Origin of the sequence: Aeromonas sp. CA23, assembly GCF_002587065.1 — a bacterium.
GTDB lineage: Bacteria > Pseudomonadota > Gammaproteobacteria > Enterobacterales > Aeromonadaceae > Aeromonas > Aeromonas bestiarum.
In genome coordinates, this window is sequence record NZ_CP023818.1 from 2,502,605 (window position 1) to 2,520,081 (window position 17,477).

At 61.3% G+C, this 17,477-nt stretch carries 15 protein-coding genes and 2 tRNA genes; 8 read left to right on the forward strand and 9 right to left on the reverse strand.

The features are described from left to right. The first annotated feature begins 5 nt into the window (after positions 1-5). The gene (locus tag CK910_RS11815; protein ID WP_378081546.1) at positions 6-974 is read left to right on the forward strand and encodes a sensor domain-containing diguanylate cyclase; all 969 of its coding nucleotides are present in this window, start codon (positions 6-8) and stop codon (positions 972-974) included. 90 nt (positions 975-1,064) lie between these two features. On the opposite strand, the gene crr is transcribed toward CK910_RS11815, so the two are convergent. From crr to cysK, 4 genes are all read right to left on the reverse strand, one after another. Then, a complete protein-coding gene (gene crr / locus CK910_RS11820; RefSeq protein ID WP_042871003.1) occupies positions 1,065-1,574 on the reverse strand; it encodes a PTS glucose transporter subunit IIA in 510 nt (169 codons plus the stop codon). Between the two features lie 43 nt (positions 1,575-1,617). Continuing rightward, positions 1,618-3,345 (reverse strand): phosphoenolpyruvate-protein phosphotransferase PtsI, encoded by a 1,728-nt coding sequence (ptsI, locus tag CK910_RS11825; RefSeq protein ID WP_021139119.1) that lies wholly within the window; start codon positions 3,343-3,345, stop codon positions 1,618-1,620. Between the two features lie 44 nt (positions 3,346-3,389). Beyond that, positions 3,390-3,647 carry an HPr family phosphocarrier protein gene (locus CK910_RS11830; RefSeq protein WP_005303128.1) on the reverse strand — a complete coding sequence of 86 codons (258 nt, stop codon included), beginning with the start codon at positions 3,645-3,647 and terminating at the stop codon, positions 3,390-3,392. 442 nt (positions 3,648-4,089) lie between these two features. After that, positions 4,090-5,058 carry a cysteine synthase A gene (cysK, locus tag CK910_RS11835; protein WP_042871008.1) on the reverse strand — a complete coding sequence of 323 codons (969 nt, stop codon included), beginning with the start codon at positions 5,056-5,058 and terminating at the stop codon, positions 4,090-4,092. Between the two features lie 167 nt (positions 5,059-5,225). On the opposite strand from cysK, the gene CK910_RS11840 reads away from it, so the two are divergent. The 4 genes from CK910_RS11840 to CK910_RS11855 are packed head-to-tail and all read left to right on the forward strand — an operon-like array spanning position 5,226 to position 9,912. Then, on the forward strand, positions 5,226-6,068 hold the full coding sequence (locus CK910_RS11840) for an AAA family ATPase (RefSeq protein ID WP_098983196.1): 843 nt from the start codon (positions 5,226-5,228) through the stop codon (positions 6,066-6,068). Next, positions 6,069-7,232 carry a vWA domain-containing protein gene (locus CK910_RS11845; protein WP_098983199.1) on the forward strand — a complete coding sequence of 388 codons (1,164 nt, stop codon included), beginning with the start codon at positions 6,069-6,071 and terminating at the stop codon, positions 7,230-7,232. Positions 7,233-7,289: 57 nt separating this feature from the next. Further along, positions 7,290-8,411: a beta-ketoacyl-ACP synthase III gene (locus CK910_RS11850; protein ID WP_098983201.1), complete on the forward strand. Its 1,122-nt coding sequence runs from the start codon at positions 7,290-7,292 to the stop codon at positions 8,409-8,411. 55 nt (positions 8,412-8,466) lie between these two features. Next, positions 8,467-9,912: an HD domain-containing phosphohydrolase gene (locus CK910_RS11855; RefSeq protein WP_098983204.1), complete on the forward strand. Its 1,446-nt coding sequence runs from the start codon at positions 8,467-8,469 to the stop codon at positions 9,910-9,912. Between the two features lie 50 nt (positions 9,913-9,962). On the opposite strand, the gene tsaA is transcribed toward CK910_RS11855, so the two are convergent. Continuing rightward, positions 9,963-10,667 (reverse strand): tRNA (N6-threonylcarbamoyladenosine(37)-N6)-methyltransferase TrmO, encoded by a 705-nt coding sequence (gene tsaA / locus CK910_RS11860; RefSeq protein WP_098983207.1) that lies wholly within the window; start codon positions 10,665-10,667, stop codon positions 9,963-9,965. 260 nt (positions 10,668-10,927) lie between these two features. On the opposite strand from tsaA, the gene CK910_RS11865 reads away from it, so the two are divergent. After that, on the forward strand, positions 10,928-11,920 hold the full coding sequence (locus tag CK910_RS11865) for an NAD-dependent epimerase/dehydratase family protein (protein WP_098983209.1): 993 nt from the start codon (positions 10,928-10,930) through the stop codon (positions 11,918-11,920). A gap of 87 nt (positions 11,921-12,007) precedes the next feature. Here CK910_RS11865 and CK910_RS11870 read toward each other — a convergent pair whose 3' ends face one another. The 4 genes from CK910_RS11870 to cydD all read right to left on the reverse strand — a co-directional run bounded on the left by CK910_RS11870 (position 12,008) and on the right by cydD (position 16,890). Beyond that, a complete protein-coding gene (locus CK910_RS11870; RefSeq protein WP_043137973.1) occupies positions 12,008-12,394 on the reverse strand; it encodes a DUF488 domain-containing protein in 387 nt (128 codons plus the stop codon). A gap of 7 nt (positions 12,395-12,401) precedes the next feature. Then, positions 12,402-12,773 carry an Rcs stress response system protein RcsF gene (gene rcsF, locus CK910_RS11875; protein ID WP_042871028.1) on the reverse strand — a complete coding sequence of 124 codons (372 nt, stop codon included), beginning with the start codon at positions 12,771-12,773 and terminating at the stop codon, positions 12,402-12,404. Between the two features lie 609 nt (positions 12,774-13,382). Then, the gene (gene cydC, locus CK910_RS11880) at positions 13,383-15,128 is read right to left on the reverse strand and encodes a heme ABC transporter ATP-binding protein/permease CydC (RefSeq protein ID WP_098983212.1); all 1,746 of its coding nucleotides are present in this window, start codon (positions 15,126-15,128) and stop codon (positions 13,383-13,385) included. Continuing rightward, positions 15,121-16,890, reverse strand: a complete 1,770-nt coding sequence (gene cydD / locus CK910_RS11885; RefSeq protein ID WP_098983215.1) for a heme ABC transporter permease/ATP-binding protein CydD — start codon at positions 16,888-16,890, stop codon at positions 15,121-15,123. The genes cydC and cydD overlap by 8 nt, the downstream gene beginning before the upstream one ends. Before the next feature lie 201 nt (positions 16,891-17,091). On the opposite strand from cydD, the gene CK910_RS11890 reads away from it, so the two are divergent. Together CK910_RS11890 and CK910_RS11895 are read left to right on the forward strand one after the other, a co-directional pair. Next, positions 17,092-17,165: transfer RNA gene (locus CK910_RS11890), tRNA-Gly, on the forward strand. Between the two features lie 95 nt (positions 17,166-17,260). Further along, a tRNA-Gly gene (locus CK910_RS11895) sits at positions 17,261-17,335 on the forward strand. The last annotated feature ends 142 nt before the right edge of the window (positions 17,336-17,477 follow it).

Below are 17,477 nucleotides of genomic sequence, written 5' to 3' on the forward strand. Positions count from 1 at the left end.
AGGGAATGGCCTTGAACATATCCGAGTCGGCGATATTGACCGAATTGCAGCAGATCCTGTTTCGATCCTTTGACGTGATCCCGTTTCCAATCCTCATTTCGGAAGCGATTTGTGGTGACACCCTTGGCACCATACCGACCACGCTGTCGGACATCCCCGTGCGTCATCACAGGTTTGTGAACCAGGCCTTCTCGGCGCAACTGGGTTACACCCTGGCCGACCTGCCCGACATGACCGCCTGGTTTGCGACTGTGTATCACGACGAGCAGAGCAGAACCCAGGCCATCCAGGACTGGAATCAGGCTGTCATGACCAGTCTGGCCAATGGCTCGTCCGTGGCTGAGATGGCCATCCAGATCTATTGCAAGAGTGGCCAGCGGCGCTGGTTCACCATCACGGCCCAGCTTACTGCCGATGCCATGCCCGGCTGGCACATAGTGACGTTTCGCGACATTCACGATCTGCACTGCATGATAGAGGAGGTGAGTCGCCTTTCCTGTACAGACCCGCTGACAGAGCTCGGCAACCGGCGCGGTGCCGAGCAGCAGTTGCAGGCGCTCTGGCTGCAGGGCCACATGTTCTCGGTGATCCTGTGCGATATCGATCACTTCAAGCAGGTCAATGACAGGTATGGCCATCCCGCCGGGGATGCTGCCCTGTGTGGCGTTGCCCGCATCATGGAAGAGCAGCTGCAGGGGGCCGAGTGTCTGGCTCGCTGGGGAGGGGAGGAGTTCCTGCTGATCCTGCCGGGAGCGGACACCACGCAGGTGCTTGCCAGGGCGGAGCAGCTGCGTCAGCTGTTGTCTGCCAGCCCCATGAGTTGGCACCATCACCATTTCTCGCTGACGATGAGTTTTGGCTGCGCCACCCTGGCTGCCGGGCAGAGCCTGGACAACCTGTTGCTGGTGGCCGATCGGGCCCTGTATCAGGCCAAGGCGCAGGGGCGCAATCGGGTGGTATTTGGCAAGACCTAGCCCGGCGTCAATGGTCAGCACGGCCCATAAAAAAACCGAAGCGCTTGGCTTCGGTTTTTTGTTGCAGTCACTGGCACCAGCCAGAGCGCATTATTTCTTGATGCGGATCACCGGGGTCTCGCCCACGGTCACGGCGCCAGTCATCTTGATCAGCTCTTTGATCTCGTCCATGTTGGAGATGACCACAGGCGTCAGGGTAGACTTGGCTTTCGCTTCCAGGATGGCCAGATCGAACTCGATGATGGTATCACCGCGCTTGACCTTCTGACCTTCCTGAGCGATGCGCTTGAAGCCTTCACCTTTCAGTTCAACGGTGTCGATACCGAAGTGAACGAACAGCTCGATACCTGAGTCGGATTCCAGCGAGAACGCATGGTTGGTCTCGAAGATCTTGCCGATGGTGCCATCGCACGGTGCAACCATCTTGTTGCCAGCCGGCTTGATGGCGATACCGTCGCCGACGATCTTCTCGGCGAAGACAACGTCAGGCACATCTTCGATCGGCACGATTTCCCCTGACAGCGGGGCAAAAATTTCGATGCCGCCGGTATCAGAGCTATCGTCGGAAACCAGTTTCTTCAGTTTATCAAACAGACCCATAGTAAAAGCTCCTAGAGATGATTGTCGCTGTTTGCAGCCGATCTTAGCAGACTGCCTTCTGCTTAATAAAGTTATCTACACAGGCTTCGATTTCGGCGGCGGTTGCATAGCTCAGAGCCTGGTCAGCCATTGCCTTCACATCTTCGAAGTTGGTGTTGCGGATAAGCTTCTTGATACGCGGTACAGAGATGGAGCTCATGGAGAACTCATCCAGACCCATACCCAGCAGCAGCAGTGTGGCGCGTTCGTCACCAGCCAGCTCACCACACATACCGGTCCACTTGCCATTGTCATGGGAAGCGTCGATAACCATCTTGATCAGCGTCAGGACGGAGGGTGACAGCGGGTTGTACATGGCGGAGATCATCTCGTTACCACGGTCGACGGCCAGGGTGTACTGGGTCAGGTCGTTGGTACCGATACTGAAGAAATCCACTTCTTTAGCCAGATGATGAGCCATCACGGCAGCAGCCGGAGTCTCGATCATGATACCCACTTCGATGGATTCATCAAAGGCTTTGCCTTCGGTGCGCAGTTCGGCTTTCAGCTTCTCTACGGTGGCCTTCAGGCTACGGAACTCTTCGACGGAGATGATCATCGGGAACATGATGCGCAGTTTGCCGAAGGCAGACGCACGCAATATGGCCCGCAGCTGGGCATGCATGATGTCTTCGCGATCGAAGAAAATACGCACGGCACGCCAGCCCAGGAAGGGGTTCATCTCTTTCGGGAAATTCATGTAAGGCAGTTCTTTGTCGCCGCCAATGTCCATGGTACGGACTATGATCGGCTGATCCGGCATGGCCTCTGCCACTTCTTTGTAGGCCTTGAACTGCTCATCTTCGGTCGGCAGCGCATCACGGTCCATGAACAGGAACTCGGTACGGTACAGACCCACGCCTTCGGCGCCATTGCGGATGGCACCTTCGGTATCCTTGACGGTACCTATGTTGGCGCAGACTTCAACCTGATGACCATCCAGTGTGATGGCAGGCAGGTCTTTCAGCTTGGCCAGCTCGTCCTTCTCGGCCTGGAACTGGGCCTGGAACTGCTTGGCTTCAGTCAGCTGCTCGGCGGTCGGGTTGATGATGATCTGGTTGTTGATCGCATCCAGTATCAGCATCTCGCCATTGTTGACGCGCTCGGTGATGTCGTTGGTGCCCACTATGGCCGGCAGCTCCAGGGAGCGCGCCATGATGGAGGTGTGAGAGGTACGGCCACCGATGTCGGTAACGAAACCCAGCACATATTTCAGGTTGATCTGGGCAGTCTCGGACGGGGTCAGGTCTTTGGCGACCAGGATGACCTCTTCGTCTATGGTGCTCAGGTTGACAACGGCGATGCCCAGCACGTTCTTCACCAGACGGGTTCCGATGTCACGGAAGTCGGTGGCGCGCTCGCGCAGGTAGGGATCGTCCAGATCGGCCATCATCTTGGCGTATTGCTCGATGACCTCGTAGACGGCCTTATCAGCGGTGGCCTTGTTGTCTTTGATGAAGGATCTGATATCCCCTTCCAGCTCCTCATCTTCGAGCAGCATGATGTGGCCTTCGAAGATGGCCTCTTTTTCCTCACCGAAGGTGCGACCAGCCATGGCTTTGATGGCTTCCAGCTGGGCAGCTGACTTGGTGCGGGCTTCGAGGAAGCGGTTGATCTCGGCGTCAATCTGGTCAGCAGAAATCTTGCCCTGATTGATAACGATTTCATCTTCTTTCAGAAGAAGCGCCTTACCGAATGCGATACCGGGGGACGCAAGAATGCCAGATATCATAATCCTTCCTATTAAAACGACTGTGGGGGAGGAGTAAAGCTGGATTACTCCAGCTCGTCCATCAGGGCAACCAGCTTCTCAACGGCTTTCTGAGCGTCCGGGCCGTCGGCCTGGATGGTCACGTTGGTGCCTTTGGTCAGGCCCAGAGTCTGCAGCTTGAACAGGCTCTTGGCGCTGGCGGATTTGCCACCGGAGACCACAGTGATCTCGCTTTGGAATTCTTTGGCTTCTTTCACGAACTGAGCTGCCGGACGGGTGTGCAGACCGTTTTCAGCAGTGATAACAACAGACTTCTCGTACATGGTTTCACCCCATATTATTGATATTTTTTGGAGAGATGGATGCTTTTGACGCTTCCTTATCTCACCGTGTCAGTATGGATATGTTGTAAAGTAACGAAATCAGACCTGCAATGGTTTAATCCAGGTCAATTTTCTGTGCAGTATTCGGTGTCTGCCCAAACTCTTTTCCGTTATCGCGCTACAAGCCGCATAAATACTGGCTTGAAATTATTTTATAACGAAAAATAACACTTTGTTACTTTGTGATACCTAGTCGGCAAACACCTCGTGACGCCGCACAGGATATGAGATTTATCACGGAATGTCTGCTTTTTTTGTCGCCCGCCAGCTTGTTATTTTACCCCAAAAAATAAGGGGCCGAGTGGCGCTGCCAAGTGCTCAGTCTAGCTCATAAAGAAACGGCGCTCCTGGGAGCGCCGTTGTTTTGAAAGAATCCGATCACCTATTGCTGCAGTTCCTGCTCGCTGAACACCCCGGCAAACAGGGCGCTGGAGAGATAACGCTCGGCGGCGCTCGGCAGTATGACGACGATTGTCTTGTCGGCAAACTCCGGCAACTCGGCCAGACGGGCGGCGGCCACCACGGCGGCCCCCGAGCTTATCCCGGCCAGGATCCCTTCTTCTTCCATCAGGCGACGGGCCATCTCGATGGCATCATCGCTGCTTACCTGCTCGACGCGGTCCAGCAGGGTCAGGTCCAGGTTGCCCGGGATGAAACCGGCGCCAATGCCCTGGATCTTGTGAGGGCCCGGCTTGATCTCGAGACCGGCCAGACGCTGGCTGATCACGGGTGACTCGCTCGGCTCGACGGCGACCGAGACCACAGCCTTGCCCTTGGTCTGTTTCAGATAGCGGGAGACACCGGTAATGGTGCCACCCGTGCCGACGCCCGCCACGAACACGTCCACCTGACCATCGGTGGCATCCCAGATCTCGGGGCCCGTGGTCTTCTCGTGGATTTCCGGGTTGGCGGGGTTTTCAAACTGTTGCAGCAGGACATATTTGCCCGGCTCGGATTCGAGGATCTCGTTGGCCTTGGCGATGGCGCCCTTCATGCCGAGCGGCCCTTCGGTCAGCACCAGATTGGCGCCGAGCGCCTTGAGCAGCTTGCGGCGTTCCAGGCTCATGGTGGCGGGCATGGTCAATGTGATGGGATAGCCGCGAGCGGCGGCCACGAAAGCCAGAGCAATACCTGTGTTACCGCTGGTGGGTTCGATGATCTCCTTGCCCTTGGTCAGGACGCCGCGTTTCTCGGCATCCCAGATCAGGTTGGCGCCGATGCGGCACTTGACGCTGAAGCTCGGGTTACGGCTCTCAATCTTGGCCAGTACGCGGCCCTTGGTAACACGGTTGAGTCGAACCAGCGGGGTGTGACCTATGGTCTGGCTGTTGTCCTCAAAAATTTTGCTCATGGTGCTATCCCTGTTTGTTACGGCGATGAAACAAGATTACCCTGTGGTTTCTGAATGAGAAGTGACGATTTGTTATAACAATATGTTATTACAAGATATAGAGCTTATTCTTTCTTACTGAGGCCTCGATCTCAAAAAGGTCTCTTGTCGTCAAAGGAATGGACGTTATGGGATTTGCAGGAAGCGATCGCTATCTCGCCTCAGAGGCGCTGAAGATGGCGGTCAATGCGGCAATAGTGCTGGAAAAACCGTTACTGATCAAAGGTGAACCCGGCACAGGCAAGACGGAGCTGGCCGAAGCCGTGGCCCGCCATCTGGGCACCGAGCTGATCGCCTGGCATATCAAATCCACCACCAAGGCCCAGCAGGGGCTGTATGAGTATGATGCTGTGGCGCGGCTGCGGGACTCCCAGCTCGGCGATCCTAAAGTGGGGGACATCAGCCACTACATTCGCCAGGGCAAGCTGTGGCAGGCCTTCACCGCCGAGCAGCGGCCCGTGCTGCTCATCGACGAAATCGACAAGGCGGACATCGAATTTCCCAACGACCTGCTGCTGGAACTGGATCGGATGGAGTTCGACGTCTATGAGACCGGCGAGCGCATCAAGGCCCGCCAGCGCCCCGTGGTCATCATCACCTCCAACAATGAAAAAGAGCTGCCGGATGCCTTCCTGCGCCGCTGTTTCTTCCACTACATCCGTTTCCCTGACAAGGCCGAGATGCAGGCCATCGTCAATCTGCACTATCCGAACCTGAAAGCGGCGCTGCTGGACGAGGCCATGGCGCTCTTCTTCGAACTGCGGGGCGTGGACGGGCTGCGCAAGAAGCCCTCCACCTCTGAGCTGCTGGACTGGATCCGGCTGCTGCTGGCCGACGACATCTCCCCCGAGGTGATGCGCACCCGTGAGCCTGGCAAGCTGGTGCCTGCCCTCTACGGCGCCCTGCTCAAGACAGAGCAGGACCTGCATCTGTTCGAAAAGCTCGCCTTCCTGGCGCGTCGCGGTAGCTGAATGCTGATCGACTTCTTCCTCCATCTGCGTCGCTACAAGCTGCCCTGCAGCCTGCGGGAATTGCTGGATCTGCACGGGGCCTTGTCGGCCGGGCTTGCCACGGTCGACATGAACGATTTTTACCAGATCTCCCGCTGCTTGCTGGTGAAAGACGAGGCCCATTACGATCGCTTCGATCGCGCCTTTGCCGAATATTACGACGGCCTGCAGGCCACTCCCCTGTTGCCCGAGACCCTGCCGGATGAGTGGCTGCGCCAGGAGTTCGAGCGACTGCTGAGCCCCGAGGAGAAGGCATTGCTCACCTCCCTCGGCGGGCTCGACAAGCTGCTGGAGACCCTCAACCAGCGCTTGAGCGAACAGAAAGAGCGCCACGCCGGTGGCAACAAGTGGGTGGGTACGGGGGGCAGCAGTCCGTTCGGCCACGGCGGTTTTCACCCGGAAGGGATCCGCATGGGGGGCGAAGGCCAGCATGGCAAGGCGGTCAAGGTGTGGGAGCTGCATCACTATCGCAACTTCAGCGACGACTCGCCGCTGGGGCAGCGTGCCATCCAGCTGGCGCTGCGCAAGCTCAGGCGCTGGGTGCGCCAGGGCAACCCGGACGAGCTGGATCTCGACGGCACCATCCAGAGCACGGCCCGTCAGGGCTGGCTCGATGTGAAGCTGAGGCCGGAGCGCCACAACGGCGTCAAGCTGCTGGTCTTCTTCGATGTGGGGGGCTCCATGGATGCCCACGTGGCCGAGGTGCAGCGGCTCTTCTCGGCGCTGCGCCACGAGTTCAAGCATCTGGAGTACTTCTATTTTCACAACTGTCTCTACGACTTCGTCTGGCAGGACAACAACCGCCGGGCCGAGGAGCGTTTTGATACCTTGCGGCTGCTGCGCACCTACGGCAGCGACTACAGGGTGATCTTGGTGGGGGACGCCAAGATGGGCCCCTATGAGATCACCTGGCCCGGTGGCAGTGTCGAGTACTGGAACGAGGAGGCGGGTCAGGTGTGGCTCGCCCGCCTGCAGCAGCACTATGCCAAACTGGTGTGGCTCAACCCTGTCCCGCGCCGGGAGTGGCTCTGGCACCCCTCCATCAAGTTGATGAATGAACTGGTTGGCGGGCGCATGCATCCGCTGACTCTGGCCGGTCTCGCCGCGGCGATCGATCAGCTGTAATGACCTCTCTACCCTAAAAAGCCAACAAGCCGGGAACGAACCCGGCCAGGAGCAAAGATGACTTCTATCGTGATCAGTGGATCAGGCCTCTATACCCCGCCTTTTGCCGTCAGCAACGAAGCGCTGGTGGCCGCCTTCAACCAGTATGTGGATCTCTACAACGAGGAGAATGCCTCCGCCATCGATGCGGGCCAGCTGCCCGCCAAGCAGCACTCCAGCTGCGAGTTCATCGAGAAGGCCTCCGGCATCAAGAGCCGCTATCTGGTGAGCAAGGAAGGGGTGCTGGATCCGGACATCATGCAGCCGCTGATGGCAGAGCGCCCGGATGACAAACCCTCCATCATGGTGGAGATGGCGGTGGCCGCCGCCGAGCAGGCGCTGATCGCCGCTGGCCGCGAGCCGGGTGAGATCGATCTGGTCATAGTCGCCGCCTCCAACATGCCGCGTCCCTATCCGGCGCTCTCCATCGAGCTGCAGCACTACCTGGGAGCAGGTGGCATGGCGTTCGACATGAATGTGGCCTGCTCCTCCGCCACCTTCGGCATCAAGGCGGCAGCCGACATGCTGGCGGCCGGCAGCGCCAAACTGGCGCTGGTGGTGAACCCGGAGATCTGCTCCGGCCACCTCAATTTCAGGGACAGAGACAGCCACTTTATCTTCGGCGACGCCTGCACCGCCGTGCTGCTGGAGCGGGAGGCCGATTGCAAGGTGGCCAATCCCTGGCAACTGGTGGCCAGCAAGCTGGTGACCCAGTACTCCAACAACATTCGCAACAACTTCGGCTTCCTGAACCGGCTCAGCCCGCGCACCCGTTATGGCGATGACAAGCTGTTCTGCCAGCAGGGGCGCAAGGTGTTCAAGGAGGTGCTGCCGCTGGTGTGCGATCAGATAGCCAGCCAGCTCGACGAGCAGGGCTGGCCGGCGGATACCCTGAGCCGGCTCTGGCTGCATCAGGCCAACCTCACCATGAACCAGTTCATCGGCCGCAAGCTGCTGGGTCACGATGCCAGCCAGCAGGAGGCGCCGGTGATCCTCGACAGTTACGGCAACACCAGCTCGGCGGGTTCCATTATCGCGTTCCATCTGTACAATCGCGACCTTCCTGCGGGGGCCCGCGGCGTGCTCTGCTCGTTTGGCGCCGGCTATTCGATAGGGAGCCTGCTGCTGCGGCGCCTGTGAGGGGCGGGGGCATATCCCCGCCGTCATAACAATAAACAGCGGTCAGGGTGGAATCATGCAGAAAATCACGGGGCGCTGCGCCCTGCACTACGGGGTGACGCTGTCGCTCTTTTGCCTCTATGGGTTGCAGGTCTGTCCGTTTCTGGAGAGCCTGACCCTGCCCCAGCTGCTGGGGCCCACCCTGCTGGTCTTCGCCATCATGTTCGCCGTGCGCGATCGGGTGTTGCACCGGCTGGTGCTGCCCGGCAGCGGGCTCGGTGGCTTCGCGCTGGAGGTGGGCTTCTACCTGCTGGGGGCCCTGCTGCTCTCGGGCTACAACGGCCTCATGTACCATTTTCCGCTGGAGAGTCACCTGAAGATTCTATTGGGGATGAGCACCCTGGGCTTTCTGGTGGCGGCGGATCTGTCGCTGGTGCGGGACTGGAACCTGGCCAAACTGCGGGAGCATCAGGGCTCGCTGGTGCTGACCCGGCCGCTGGCCATGCCGGTTTCCCGCAAGTTCTCCCTGTTTACCTTCACCACGCTCGCACTGCTGGGGGGCGTCTTCTTCCTGCTGTTCAACAAGGATCTGGAGTGGCTGGCGACGGTGGACAGAAGCCTGTCGCGGCTCGATGCCCAGCACTACATATTGCTGGAAATCGCCTTCGTGATGGCGGTGACCTTCTGTTACCTCTGGCTCATCATTCGTGGCTATGGCCGCAATCTGACCCTCTCCCTGATGCACCAGACACGCACCATGGCACAGGTGCAGTGCGGCGATCTGGATGCGCGGGTGCCGGTGACCCGGGATGACGAATTCGGCCTGATCGCCGCCAGCACCAACCAGATGATCGGCGAGCTGAAGGCGCGTAGCGACGAACTCAACCTGACCCGGGACGTGGCCATCCTCGGCCTCGCCTCGCTGGCGGAGACCCGGGACAACGAGACAGGCGCCCACATCATCCGCACCCAGCACTACGTCAAGGTGCTGGCCGAACACCTGAGCCGCCACGACGCCGAGCATTATCCCCTCGATGACGCCACCATAGACCTGCTGTTCAAGTCGGCGCCGCTGCACGACGTGGGCAAGGTGGGCATTCCCGATGCGATCCTGCTCAAGCCGGGCAAGCTGACCGACGAAGAGTTCGCCATCATGAAGCGCCATCCCCAGATAGGGGCCGATGCGCTGGCCAGCGCCGAGGCCCAGCTCGGTTCCAACTCCTTCCTGCGACTGGCCCGCGAAATCTCCCTCACCCATCACGAGAAGTGGGATGGCAGCGGTTATCCGGCCGGCATGGCGGGGGAGGCGATCCCGCTCTCGGGCCGCTTGATGGCGGTGGCGGATGTCTACGATGCCCTTATCTCAAAACGGGTCTACAAGCCCGCCTTCACCCACGAAGAGGCGAAAGCCATCATAGTGCAGGGGCGCGGCAGCCATTTCGATCCCGGCATGGTCGATGCCTTCCTCGCCTGCGAGGGGGCTTTCAGGCAGATTGCCGCCGAGCACAGGGATCAGGAGTGATAAAAAAACCACCTTCGGGTGGTTTTTTTATTGCTCGCATCGCCTGGCGATCAGGCGGGTTCTATGGCCTGCACCAGGCAGTCGGGTTCGTTGATGCGAAAGCGCACGTTGAGATCGAACAAGCGTACCCCGTACTCCTTGTCGTCCGGCTTGCCCTTCTTGTAGGCGGGACGGGGATCCTGGGCCAGTACCTCGCTCACCAGCAGGCGCAGCTCGGGATGGGCCTTGAGCCAGGGTTGCAGCTGTTGCTCCGCCTCCGGGCTGAAACTCACCGCCAGCGGCGGGGTGGGGGCGTCGGGGGCGAAGCCGCCACGGGCGTCCGGCAGGCTGTCGGCATAGGGGATATAGGGCTTGATGTCGACTATGGGGGTGCCATCGAGCAGATCGACCGCGCCAAGATCCAGCCACAGCTTGCCCCGCTCGCGACCCACCCCGTGCAGCTCGACCACCGACAGACCGAGCGGGTTGGGGCGGAAGGTGGAGCGGGTGGCAAAGACGCCGACCCGTTCGTTGCCGCCGAGCCGCGGCGGACGCACCGTCGGGTGCCAGCCCTGCTCCATGGTCTGGTGAAACACGAAGCTGAGCCAGAGATGAGAGAACTGCTCAATGCCGCGCAGCACATCCGGTTGATCGTAAGGGGGCAGCAGCTCGAGGCGGGCACGGGCCGACTTGACCAGACCGGGCTGGCGGGGGATGGCGAACTTCTCCTTGTAGGGAGAGCGGATGATACCCAGGGTGTCGATTTCGAACTTCATGGCGGATCCTGACTGAAAACCCCGGCAATTTAGCACAGGCGGCGCCAAAACGCAGGCCTCGCTTCCCTTGCCTGGCCGGGCTCCCTGCCTCCCTTTCCCAGACTATTTTCCTCATGCCTTGCCGTGATCACAGTCTCATCCCCGCGCCATGGAGGCTGTACCCCGCCACCAACTTGGGTAGGGTGGGGGCACTATGAATACCGGCATGCAAGGCGCGTCATACCCGAGACAGCCAATAGTGCCGGACAGGAGGGACATGGATGAAACTGCTGATCATCGGCGGCACAGGTTTTCTGGGCCGCCACCTCACCTCGCTGGCGCTGGATTGGGGCCACGAGGTGACCCTGTTCAATCGGGGTCATCGCCAGCACCCGGACTGGCGCGATCTGGTTCAGCTCATCGGTGACAGGGACAAGGATCTGCACGCCCTGCACGGGGAAGGGCCCGGCTGGGATCTGGCCATCGACACCTGTTGCTACCGGCCCGAGCAGGCGGCCAGCCTCTCGGCGGCCCTGCTCGGGCGCTGCGAGCGGCTGATCTTCATCTCCACCATCAGCGTCTATCGCGACTTCGCCCTGCGGGGGATGGATGAGTCGGCGCCGCTGCACCAGACAGGGGCCGGGGAGACGCCCACCGACTATGGCCCCCTGAAGGTGTTGTGCGAGGCCGAATATCGGGCTCGCTGGGGCGAGCGGCTCTGCATTCTGCGCCCCGGCGTGTTGTGCGGCCCCTATGATCCGACCGGCCGTCTGGCCTGGTGGGTGAAGCGGATACAGCAAGGGGGGCCCTGGCTGCTGCCGGGGGAGGGGCAGGATCGATTGCAATACCTGGACGTGCGCGACTGCGCCGAGTTCGTGCTGCGGGCCGCCGAGCAGCAGCTGGGGGGCATCTTCAACCTGCTCAAGCCCGGCATAGCGCTGGCGGACTGGGTGGATCGCATCGCCGCCCGACTCGCGCCCGCCATGGCGCCGCAACCTGAGTGGGTGCCCTGGCCCGCGCTGCTGGCGGCCGGTGTCGAGCCCTGGCAGAGCTACCCGACCCTGTTGCCCAACGAGCAGCCTGAGTATGCCGGCTATGGCCGCATCAGCGCCGAGGCGGCCATAGTACAGGGGCTCAACTTTCGGCCGCTGGAGGAGACGGTGGCCGATCTGGCCCAGTGGCTGGCGGATAACGATCAGGCCCTGGTGGCCGGGATGACGGTCGAGCAGGAGCGGGCGTTGCAGCAAGTGTTGCGGGTGGGCAGTCTGCAATAGGGTCGGGGTGTCCCCCCTGCCTTGATGGCCAGCATATGAAAGAGGGCGTCCTGCGGGACGCCCTCTTTCATTCACCGGCGGTGCGGGTCAGCGCAGCCTGGCGCCGCACTGGATCAGCAGCTCTTTCAGCAGGGTGCGATGACAACGTTCGGCCTGCTCACAGTAGCAACCCACCGACAGGTTGGTGGTGTGAGAGAGGGCGGCCAGCAGCGCCAGATCGTGGCGGGCGCAGGGGCTGGCCATCTCGGCCTTGTACTGCTTGCAGAAGGCCGCCCATTGGGCCGGGGTCTCGGCAGCCTGGCCCAGCTTCATGGTCTCGCTGCTGGGGGCCAGGTTGGGGAACCAGACGTCGTACCAATCCTGACTGGCAAATTCGCTCTTGGGCACGCCACGGGGCGGGCGCCGCACAGTGCCGATGCGCAGCCCCTCATCGGGGAGGCGGGGGCTGCCGAGCCGGACTATGGCCAGTGCCATTGGGTCTTTACTTCTCTTGCGCCACTTTCAGCGCCTGCCCGTAGCAGATCACCTGTTTCAGGCAGCCCGGGGTGTCGCTGAACTCGGCGCACTTGTCGAAGGTGACACCGTTGCCACCCATGTCGGCCACGCGGCGGCGCGCCAGGGTGCGGGCTTCACCTGCGTTGGGGATGGGCTGCTTGGCATCGCTCTGGCAGGATTCCCCCTCGACTGTGCCGAGGTAGAGGTAGTTGAGGTCAGCCAGCTGACCCTGCTCATAGATCTGGACGCCGCCCGGCTTGAAGTACTCGTCGAAATTTTCCTTGTCCAGGTTGCTGTTGAAAGAGAAGTCGGCGCAACCGGAGGCGATCAGGGGCATCATCAGGATAAGGCGTTTCATGTCGGTATCTTGTTGAACTGTGAGGGGGTCATTATAGGGGTCAGTCGCTGCCTGCGACCAGCCCCATTTTCAGCCATGGAGACGGGGTGTGACGGGGATCAGACAGGTTATTGCACGCTGATACCGGCTGCGGTAGTCATCATCGGCCGGCAACTCATGATGTGAGAAGGGCGCAGGTGCGCCCCTCTGCCGTGCTTGCGATCAGACCGGTGCCAGCCGCTGATGCAGACTGCGGTAGTAATCATCGGCCAGCAACTCGTGGTGTGAGAAGGGCGCAGGTGCGGCCCTCTGCCGTGCTTGCGATCAGGCCGGTGCCAGCCGTTGATGCAGGCTGCGATAGTCATCATCAGCCGGCAACTCATGATGTGAGAAGGGCGCAGGTGCGCCCCTCTGCCGAGCTTGCGATCAGGCCGGTGCCAGCCGTTGATGCAGGCTGCGGTAGTCATCATCAGCCGGCAACTCATGATGTGAGAAGGGCGCAGGTGCGCCCCTCTGCCGTGCTTGCGATCAGGCCGGTGCCAGCCGTTGATGCAGGCTGCGGTAGTAATCATCGGCCAGCAATTCATGATGTGAGAAGGGCGCAGGTGCGCCCCTCTGCCGTGCTTGCGATCATGCCGGTGCCAGCCGCTGATGCAGGCTGCGGTAGTAATCATCGGCCAGCAACTCGTGATGGGGAGCGCAGAGGCGGATCTGCCCCTCTTCCATCAGGGCAATACGGTCCATCTGTTCCAGCCCCAGCAGGCGGTGGGAGATGAGCAGCAAGGAGCGATCCGCCCCCAGTCTGAACAACAGGTCCATGATCTCCCGTTCGGTCTGGCTGTCGAGCCCCTCGGTCGGCTCATCCAGCAGCCAGAGCGGGGCATCGTGCAGCAGGGCGCGGGCGATGCCGATGCGGCGTCGCTCACCACCGGAGAGCGGACGACCGCCGTCTCCCAGCCAGGCGTTCAGTCCGCTGTCGCTGTGGCCGTTGTCATCCTCCAGCAGATTGGCCAGACCGACCTGGGTCAGCACCTCGGTCAACCGCTCGTCAGACGCCATCGGGGCCGCCAGCCTGAGGTTGTCGCGCAAGGTGGCGGCAAACAGGTGAACCCGCTGGCTCACCACCGACAGCGAGGCGCGCAGCGCCCCTTCGCTGTAGTCGGTGAGCGGCTTGCCATCGAGCAGGATCTTGCCCGCCTGCGGGCTCCACTCCCGGGTCAACAGCCCCATCAGGGTGGACTTGCCGCAACCTGTCTGGCCCAGCAGCGCCAGCTTCTCGCCCGCCTGCAGTTGCAGGGTGCAACCGCGCAGCACAGGATGCGGGTTGCCGGGATAGCCGAAATAGAGGTCGCTTATCTGCAGGGTGCCGACGCTGGCGTGTTGCTGCTCGGCTCCCCACTCGGGGGCCTTGGCCTCCTGCAGTATCTCGTTGAGACGGCGGGCCGAGGTGAGGCTGGTGGAGAGGTGCTGGAAGGCACCCGCCAGCGGCAGCAAGGCCTCGAAGCTCGCCAGGGTGGCAAACACCATCAGCGCCGTGATGGGATCCGGCCCGGCACCTGCCACACCGTGGCCGGCCAGCCAGAGCATCAGAGTCAGGGTCCAGCCGCTGAGCAGCTGCACCGAGAAGTTGGCAAGGCCGCTCACCCTGGCCATGCGGGCCTGGGCGGTCAGCAGCGCCTGTTCAGCCTGTTTCAGCTCGGTCAGCGCCTTGGGGGCGGCGGCAAACATCTGCAGCTCGGCCTGACCGTCCAGATAGTCCACCATGCGGGTACGCATGGCCGATTTCTCGGCGATCAGCCGACGACCGGGTTGGCGCCCGAGGAAGTAGAACACCAGCGGCAGGGCTATCATGCCAAACAGCAGTATGGCGCCCAGAGTCAGGGCGAGACGGCCGTCGAAGAAGGAGAGGAAGAACACCAGGCCGGCGCAGCTGAGCAGGGCCGCGCCTATGGGGGTGACCAGACGCAGATAGACGTGATCCATGGCGTCTATGTCGGCTACCAGCCGGTTGAGCAGATCCGCCTGGCGAAAGCCGGCCAGGGTGCCGGTGGAGAGCGGCGAGAGCTTTTGCCAGAACCAGACCCGCAACCGGGTCAGCACCCGGAAGGTGGCGTCGTGGCTCACCACTCGCTCGCCCCAGCGACCCGCGGTACGGATGATGGAGAAGAAACGTACCCCGCCAGCCGGGGTCATGTAGTTGAAGGTGTCGCGGCTGGCGACAGCCAGCCCCGCCACGGCGGCGGCGGAGAGGAACCAGCCGGAGAGCGACAGCAGTCCCATGCCGGCCACCAGGGTCACCAGGGCCAGTAGCAGGCCCAGCGAGAGGCTCAGCCAGTGCTGACGATAGAGGCGCAGAAACGGCAATAGATCAGTCATCGAGAGAATCCCCCGGGTGTTGGGACAAGAGGCGGGCGAACGGGCCCTGCGCCCTGCTCAGTTGCTGGAAGTTGCCTTGCTCCACCAGCTGGCCGCGCGCCAGCACCAGTATCTTGTCCATCTTGGTCAATTGATCGAGGCGGTGGGTGATCATCAGCAGGGTCTGGCCCGCCATCGCCTGCTCCAGCGTGGTCATGATGGCGCGCTCCGAGTGGCGGTCCAGGCTGGCGGTGGGCTCATCCAGTACCATCAGCTGGGTGGACTTGAGCAGGGTACGGGCCAGGGCGAGACGCTGGGCCTGACCGACCGAGAGGCCGCCCGCCTGATCCCCGACCGGATAGTCGAGCCCCTTCTCCATGGCAAATTCCCAGGCTTGTGCCCGTTTCAGGGCGGCTTCCAGCTCGGCATCGCTGGCTGACGGCTTGGCCAGCAGCAGGTTGTCGCGCAAGGAGGCGTGGAACAGCTGCGGGTTCTGGGAGAGCCAGCCCAGCTGCAGCCGCCACTGGCTCATGTCGAGGCTGGCCAGCTCCTGGCCGTTGACCTTGAGCTCACCACGATAGGGGGCAAAGCCGAGCAGGGCGTTGACGAGCGAGCTCTTGCCGGCGCCGCTGACACCGATGAGCGCCGTGCGTGAACCCGCCTCCAGGGTGAAGTCGATGGGGCCGACCAGCACCTTGCCTTCGGCACTCAGTACTTCAAGGTCTTTGGCTTCGACCTTGATGGGGGTGTCGGCATGGAAAGGGGCCTTGCCAGAGGCTGGCTCGCTCACGTCGGCCTCAAGGAATTCCAGCAACTGCTCGGCCGCGCCTATGGCCTGCGCCTTGGCGTGGTAGTGGGCGCCAAGCTCGCGCAGCGGGGCGTAGAACTCGGGGGCGAGGAAGAGCACGAACAGGCCGGTAAACAGGGTGACCTTGGTGCCATAGTGGCCGAAGTTCAGGTGATCTATGTAGGAGAAACCGAAGTAGACAGCCACCAGCGCCACCGAGATGGCGGCGAAGAATTCCAGCACGGCCGTGCTCAGGAAAGCGAGGCGCAGCACCTCCATGGTGCGCTCGCGAAAATCTTCCGAGGCATCGCGAATGGCATCCCCTTCCGCCTGGGTGCGCATGAAGAGTTGCAAAGTGCGCAGCCCCTTGAGGCGATCGAGGAAGTGGCCGGAGAGGCGCGCCAGCGCCTGGAAGTTGCGGCGGTTGGCATCGGCGGCGCCCACCCCCACCAGGATCATGAACAGCGGAATGAGGGGCGCCGTGCCCAGCAGGATCAGACCCGCCGCCCAGTTGACCGGGAACACGGCCACCAGGATCACCACGGGAATAAAGACGGCAATGGCCATCTGCGGCAGGTAACGGGAGAAGAAATCCTGCATGTTTTCAATTTGTTCCAGCAGCAGGCTGGCCCAGCTGCCGGCCGGGCGTCGCTGGATATAGGCGGGGCCGAGCCGGCCGAGGCGAGTGAGCACCAGCTCGCGAATGGCCTGGCGCACCGCGCTGCCCGCCTTGAAGCTGGTCACTTCACGGCCATAGGCCAGCGCCGCCTTGGTCAGGGTGACCAGCAGCAGGGTAATGAAGAGGGGAATGGATTGTTCCGGAGTGGCTCCCTCTATGATGAAGCCATGCAACAGGGTCGCCAGCAACCAGGCCTGTGCCACCATCAGTATGCCCTGACCCAGACCAAAGCCGATGGAGAGACCGATCCAGCGTCGGCCGTGGCTCGACTGGTTGCGCAACCAGCCATAGAGATGTTTCTGAGTTTTCTTGTCCATTACCACCATCCTCGCGTCGAGTGGCGCAAGACTATCCTCGGCCCCCGGCATTGGCAACCTTGTAAATTCCCGGTGTTGAAAATGTTTGATGGAAAAAACAGCTTGCTGCTCATTAGTTGGTCGAACAGCTTGATTTATGGTAAAAAACAGCACTGCGGTGATTGCGCTCGGCGGCAAAATGCATATAGTAGAGGCCCTGACGCGGGTGTAGTTCAATGGTAGAACGGTAGCTTCCCAAGCTGCATACGTGGGTTCGATTCCCATCACCCGCTCCACATTCTGATCCCCGGTAACCAAGCCGTCTTGTTATTAGCGCACTGCTTCTCGACGTTCGTTTGATGCCTGGTATCTGCTGCGATTTTGATGCCTAGCGGGCATCGTATAATGGCTATTACCTCAGCCTTCCAAGCTGATGATGCGGGTTCGATTCCCGCTGCCCGCTCCAGCTTTCATGCAAAAAGCCCACTCCTGCGAGTGGGCTTTTTGTTTTCTGGCTCATCGGGTGTTGCCCGCTGTGCTTGCCTCGATCGCCGTAAACGAAAGAGGCGCCAACGGCGCCTCTCTTACCACACTGGGATCCGACGAGC

Coding starts and splice junctions, on each gene's coding strand:
- CK910_RS11815 (WP_378081546.1), top strand. CDS start 6: ATGGCCTTGAACATATCCGAGTCGGCGATATTGACCGAATTGCAGCAG.
- crr (WP_042871003.1), bottom strand. CDS start 1,574: ATGGGTCTGTTTGATAAACTGAAGAAACTGGTTTCCGACGATAGCTCT.
- ptsI (WP_021139119.1), bottom strand. CDS start 3,345: ATGATATCTGGCATTCTTGCGTCCCCCGGTATCGCATTCGGTAAGGCG.
- CK910_RS11830 (WP_005303128.1), bottom strand. CDS start 3,647: ATGTACGAGAAGTCTGTTGTTATCACTGCTGAAAACGGTCTGCACACC.
- cysK (WP_042871008.1), bottom strand. CDS start 5,058: ATGAGCAAAATTTTTGAGGACAACAGCCAGACCATAGGTCACACCCCG.
- CK910_RS11840 (WP_098983196.1), top strand. CDS start 5,226: ATGGGATTTGCAGGAAGCGATCGCTATCTCGCCTCAGAGGCGCTGAAG.
- CK910_RS11845 (WP_098983199.1), top strand. CDS start 6,069: ATGCTGATCGACTTCTTCCTCCATCTGCGTCGCTACAAGCTGCCCTGC.
- CK910_RS11850 (WP_098983201.1), top strand. CDS start 7,290: ATGACTTCTATCGTGATCAGTGGATCAGGCCTCTATACCCCGCCTTTT.
- CK910_RS11855 (WP_098983204.1), top strand. CDS start 8,467: ATGCAGAAAATCACGGGGCGCTGCGCCCTGCACTACGGGGTGACGCTG.
- tsaA (WP_098983207.1), bottom strand. CDS start 10,667: ATGAAGTTCGAAATCGACACCCTGGGTATCATCCGCTCTCCCTACAAG.
- CK910_RS11865 (WP_098983209.1), top strand. CDS start 10,928: ATGAAACTGCTGATCATCGGCGGCACAGGTTTTCTGGGCCGCCACCTC.
- CK910_RS11870 (WP_043137973.1), bottom strand. CDS start 12,394: ATGGCACTGGCCATAGTCCGGCTCGGCAGCCCCCGCCTCCCCGATGAG.
- rcsF (WP_042871028.1), bottom strand. CDS start 12,773: ATGAAACGCCTTATCCTGATGATGCCCCTGATCGCCTCCGGTTGCGCC.
- cydC (WP_098983212.1), bottom strand. CDS start 15,128: ATGACTGATCTATTGCCGTTTCTGCGCCTCTATCGTCAGCACTGGCTG.
- cydD (WP_098983215.1), bottom strand. CDS start 16,890: ATGGACAAGAAAACTCAGAAACATCTCTATGGCTGGTTGCGCAACCAG.